Genomic DNA, 4,603 nt, shown 5'->3' on the forward strand with positions numbered 1-4,603 from the left:
GCCTGCTGCTGCAGAAGCAGGACCTCGACCTGCGTCTGTCCATTTCGGTGACGACGCGCGAGCGCCGGTCGAGCGAGGCCGACGGCATCCATTATCATTTCATCTCCAAGGAGGAGTTCGCGCGGCGGCGCGACGCCGGCGACCTGCTGGAATATGCCGAAGTGCACGGCAATTTCTACGGCACGCCGCGCAAGGAGGTCGAGGACAGGCTGGCCCGCGGCCAGGACGTCCTGTTCGACATCGACTATCAGGGCGCGCGCCAGGTGCGCGAAAAGGCGGCGAGCGATGTCGTCACCATTTTCATCCTGCCGCCGTCGATGAGCGAATTGCGCGCCCGCCTGCTGCGTCGCGCCGAGGATAGCCAGGACACCATCGCCAAACGGCTGGAAAATGCGCGCCACGAGATCGGCCGCTGGGCGGATTACGATTACGTCCTGATCAATGACGACATCCAGAAGACCTTTGACGATCTGCTGGCGATCGTGCGCGCCGAGCGGCTGCGCCGCCCCCGCGTGACGGCGGGCGTCGAGGATTTCGTCGCGCGCCTGCTGCGCGAAGAGGCGTAAGCGCGGCCGACGCGCCAGGGGCCTGACGCCGCGCATCAGGCTCTGCTAGAATAACGGCGATCGTCACGCCGGAGGCTCGCGATGTCCGCCAAGCACCAGACAGAATCCGCTGAAGAGCCGCCGCTGGAAGACGTCGCGCCTCCGCCGGAGGTCGCCAAGGCGCTGGATGCGGTGCGCAATGCGATGGAACATCTCGCCGCTCTGCTTGGGACCGAACCCGGCGCGGCCCTAGACGCGCTGAAACAGGCCGGGCAGGCGGCTTCGGACAATCTCGCCTCGATCGCCGGCGACGCCCGCGACATGGGGCGCGAGGGCCTCGACGACCTCAGCGCTGGGGTGCGCCGCAATCCGCTCGCCTGGCTCGCCGCGGCGGCGGGCGTGGGCCTCGTCATCGGCCTGTGGCGCAACCGGGGCGGGCGCTCATGAACGGCCTGCTGGCGGCGCTCGGCGTGGAAACGGCGGTTCTGTCCCGGCGCGTCCGCCTGTTCGCCCTCGGCGCGCTGATCGGCGCCGTGCTGATCGTGCTCGCCACCGCCTTCCTGGCCTTTGCCGGCTATCTCGCCCTCGCCGAATTCATGAAGCCCTGGCAGGCCGCTTTGACCACCGGCGCGCTCGCCTTGTTTTTGGGCGCGATCCTGGTCGCCGGCGGTTTCGAGGCGCTGAGCCGCGCAAGCGATCAGGTGCGGGTCGCCGTCCGCAACAACACCTTGGCCAAGGCGGCGCCCTTTGCGGCGCGGCTGGCGGTCCGCAATCCGCGCCTCGTCGCGGGCGCAGCGGCGGCGGTGGCGGCGGTCTTCACTTTGCTGCGCGCGCTCGGAAGCAAGACCGAGACGAAAACCTAGAGCAGCGTGCGAAAAAGTGGACGCCGGTTTTTCGTAAAAACGCTGCGAAAACAAAGGACTCTAGCCCCGCCGCGCCCGATACGACCGGGCGAGGGCGCAGAAGCCAGCGACATCGACCTCTTCCGCCCGGCGGGTCGGCTCGATTCCGGCCTCGTCGAGAAGGGGGGCCGGATCGGCGATTCCCGGCAGGCTTTTCAGGGACTGGCGCAGCATCTTGCGCCTCTGGCCGAAGGCCGCCTGCGTGACCGCCTCCAGCGCCTTGGCGTCGCAGGGCAAGGGCTCTTGACGCGGCCGCAACTCCACCACGCTGGAGGTGATCTTGGGCGGCGGGGTGAAGGCGGCGGGCGGCACATCGAACAGGATGCGCGCGGCGCAGCGCCAGCCCGCGAGCACGCCGAGCCGGCCGTAATCCGCCCGTTTGTCCGGCGTCGCCACGATGCGCTCGGCGACCTCGCGCTGGAACATCAGCACCATGCGGTCATAGAAGGGCGGCCAGGGATCGAGCGTGAGCCAGCCGGCCAGCAATTGCGTCCCGATATTATAGGGCAGGTTGGCGCAGATGCGGATCGGCCCCGAGACGCCGCGTTCGGCGATCAGCGCCGGATAATCGAGCGCCAGCGCGTCGCCTGGAACAATGTCCAGCCGTCCCGGATAGGCCTCCGCGATTTCCGCCAGCGCGGCGAGGCAGCGGTCGTCGCGCTCGACCGCGATCACCTTTTTCGCGCCATGGGCGAGCAAGGCGCGGGTCAGGCCACCCGGTCCGGGACCGATCTCGATGATGGTCGCCTCCTCCAGCGGCCCGCCGGCGCGCGCGATCCGGCCGGTCAGGTTGAGGTCGAACAGGAAATTCTGGCCGAGTGATTTCTTCGCCATCAGGCCGTGACGCGCGACCACCTCGCGCAGCGGCGGCAGATTGTCGCTGCGGACGTCGTTCATGCCCCGGTCTGCTCTCTTGCCCGCGCCATGTGTTCCGCCAAAGCGACGGCCTCGGCGAGGCTGGTCGCACGCGCCGCGCCGGTCCCGGCTATGTCGAAAGCCGTGCCGTGATCGGGCGAGGTGCGGATGAAGGGCAGGCCGAGCGTCACGTTGACGCCGCTGTCGAAGGCGAGAGTCTTCAACGGGATCAAAGCCTGATCGTGATAGGCGCAGATCGCGACGTCATAGGTCGCACGCGCGACGGCGTGGAACAGGGTGTCGGCGGGCAGCGGGCCGCGCGCGTCATGGCCTTCCGCGACAAGACGCGCCACGGCGGGAGCGACGATCTCGATATCCTCGCGGCCGATGGCGCCGTCCTCGCCGGCATGGGGATTGAGGCCCGCAAAGACCAGACGCGGCCGCGCTACGCCGAAGTCGCGACGCCAGGCCTCGATCACGATAGAGCCGATTTCGACCAGATCGGGGGTGTTGAGCAGGCCGGGAACGGCGGCGAGCGGCACATGGATCGTCGCGGGAACGACCGCGAGATCGCGCGACCACAACAGCATGACCGGACGGGCGGGCGCGCCCCAATGGGCCTGCGCCAGTTCGCCGAGAAATTCGGTATGGCCCGGATGGGCGAAACCCGCGCGATAGAGCACGGATTTGGCGATCGGATTGGTCACGACCGCGCTGGCGCGTCCGGCGCGGACCAGCTCCACCGCGCGGGCGATGGCCTCGATGGTCGCCGGCGCATCGGCGGGATCGGGGAGTCCCGGCTCGCCGCGCGCTTTGGCCCGGAGGGGGACGACCGGCAGCGCGTTGGGAAACAGCGCGCGGGCGCCTTCGGGCTCGGTTTCGGCGATGGCGACATCCAGCCCGAGCAGCGCGGCGCGGCGGCGCAGGACGCCGGGATCGGCCAGCACGAAAAAGGCTTCGCCACGCTCCCGCCGCTCACGATAAAGCGCCAGCGTGATATCGGGCCCGACGCCGGACGGATCGCCCTGGGTCAGGCAAAGCGGCGCTGTCAAAAGCGGCGTCGTCATGACCCCTTCTTGACGATCACCGCCGAGGCGCGCAGCTCTTGATAGAGCTTCTGGGCCTGCGCCTTGACGATGCGCTGCAGGACCTTCTGCTGAGCGAGGTCCTTGGCCGCCTCATTATCCGCCGCCTTGCGCTCGCAGACCGCGACCGCGAGGAGGCCGGTCGAATCCCGGCTCGACGGCGTCAGATGGCCGACCGGCGTCTTGTTGAGCAGGGCGACCATCTGGTCGCCCAATTGCGACGAGGTGCGGGTGATCGGCTCGCGGACGACGAACTGCCCCCCTTCGCTGGCGATCTTGGCGCCGCTCTCGCAATCGGTGAAACGCCCGCGCAGGCCGTCCATCTTCTTGGCCGCCTCGTCGACCGCAGCCGGGCTCGCCGTGGGCGGCAGGATCAGGACCACCTGACGCAAAGTGAAGGATTGCTCGCCGCCGCCCTTCTTGTCCTGCGCCATCTGGGCGTCGAGATCCTGCTTGCCCACCTCCACGGCCCGGTTGCGGGCGCGCGCGTAAAGGTCGAAGGCCTGCTGGATGGCGAAGAAATTCTCCATATGCTTCTGGTCGACGTGATTGGCCTGAAGGCGCTGCGACATGACCTGAAGCGTCATATGGCCCTTTTCGGCGTAATAATTCAGCGTCGGGCCGAATTCGCTGGGCGAGACCTTGATGCCATATTTGTTGATTTCGCCCGCCTTGACGCGGGTTTCGATCATGCTGTCCAGCGCGGCGGACGGCGAGGCGGGCTGTCCGATGGCGCGCAGCAGCTTTTCGCGTTCGGCGAGATCGGTGCTGGTGATCGGGTCGCCGTTGACGCTGGCCACAATCGTCTGGGCCTGAACGCGCGAAACCGGCCAGCAGGCCAGCAGTCCCAGCAGCGCCGCGGCCAGAAGGCGCGGCCGGTCGCCATAAAACAGCTTCAGCGTGATCTTCATTCCTGCGTTCCGTTTCAGCGAGCCTGGCGTCCCGACGACATACGAAGCGTCCGCCTCGCGCCATGGCAAAGAGAGTCCCTCCCATCGCTGACAATTGCGGCGGCAATTCGGAGCGGGGAAGCTTCGCCATACAGGTTTTGCACGCTTTCCGCCAGATCATCGCGGAAAATGCTGGGGGCGGGGGCGTCAGTTGTAGCGGACGCCATCCTGGATCTGCTGCGAGCCAAGCGCAAACGGGGCCTTGATGTCGCCGAGCGTACGCAGGTCGATCGTCAGCAGCACGGTCTGGTTGCGCGTATAGGTTG

The 4,603-nt window shown here is 67.8% G+C and carries 6 protein-coding genes; 3 read left to right on the forward strand and 3 right to left on the reverse strand.

Going from position 1 to position 4,603, the window contains the following annotated elements; genetic code table 11:
• Positions 1–2: 2 nt before the first annotated feature.
• The 3 genes from gmk to ACE3S9_RS15275 all read left to right on the forward strand — a co-directional run bounded on the left by gmk (position 3) and on the right by ACE3S9_RS15275 (position 1,408).
• The gene (gene gmk / locus ACE3S9_RS15265) at positions 3–566 is read left to right on the forward strand and encodes a guanylate kinase (RefSeq protein ID WP_374547337.1); all 564 of its coding nucleotides are present in this window, start codon (positions 3–5) and stop codon (positions 564–566) included.
• A gap of 81 nt (positions 567–647) precedes the next feature.
• Positions 648–992 carry a hypothetical protein gene (locus tag ACE3S9_RS15270; protein WP_374547338.1) on the forward strand — a complete coding sequence of 115 codons (345 nt, stop codon included), beginning with the start codon at positions 648–650 and terminating at the stop codon, positions 990–992.
• Positions 989–1,408, forward strand: coding sequence for a hypothetical protein (locus ACE3S9_RS15275; RefSeq protein WP_374547339.1), 420 nt, complete (start codon positions 989–991; stop codon positions 1,406–1,408). Before ACE3S9_RS15270 ends, ACE3S9_RS15275 begins: the two co-directional genes overlap by 4 nt.
• A gap of 60 nt (positions 1,409–1,468) precedes the next feature.
• On the opposite strand, the gene rsmA is transcribed toward ACE3S9_RS15275, so the two are convergent.
• The 3 genes from rsmA to ACE3S9_RS15290 are packed head-to-tail and all read right to left on the reverse strand — an operon-like array spanning position 1,469 to position 4,298.
• Entirely contained in the window at positions 1,469–2,344 is an 876-nt protein-coding gene (gene rsmA, locus ACE3S9_RS15280) for a 16S rRNA (adenine(1518)-N(6)/adenine(1519)-N(6))-dimethyltransferase RsmA (protein WP_374547340.1), read from the reverse strand.
• Complete coding sequence (pdxA, locus tag ACE3S9_RS15285) at positions 2,341–3,369, reverse strand: 4-hydroxythreonine-4-phosphate dehydrogenase PdxA (protein WP_374547341.1); 1,029 nt, start codon at positions 3,367–3,369, stop codon at positions 2,341–2,343. Before pdxA ends, rsmA begins: the two co-directional genes overlap by 4 nt.
• Entirely contained in the window at positions 3,366–4,298 is a 933-nt protein-coding gene (locus tag ACE3S9_RS15290; protein WP_374547342.1) for a hypothetical protein, read from the reverse strand. Before ACE3S9_RS15290 ends, pdxA begins: the two co-directional genes overlap by 4 nt.
• Positions 4,299–4,603: the final 305 nt, after the last annotated feature.

Source organism: Rhodoblastus sp. (assembly GCF_041915505.1).
GTDB lineage: Bacteria > Pseudomonadota > Alphaproteobacteria > Rhizobiales > Beijerinckiaceae > Rhodoblastus.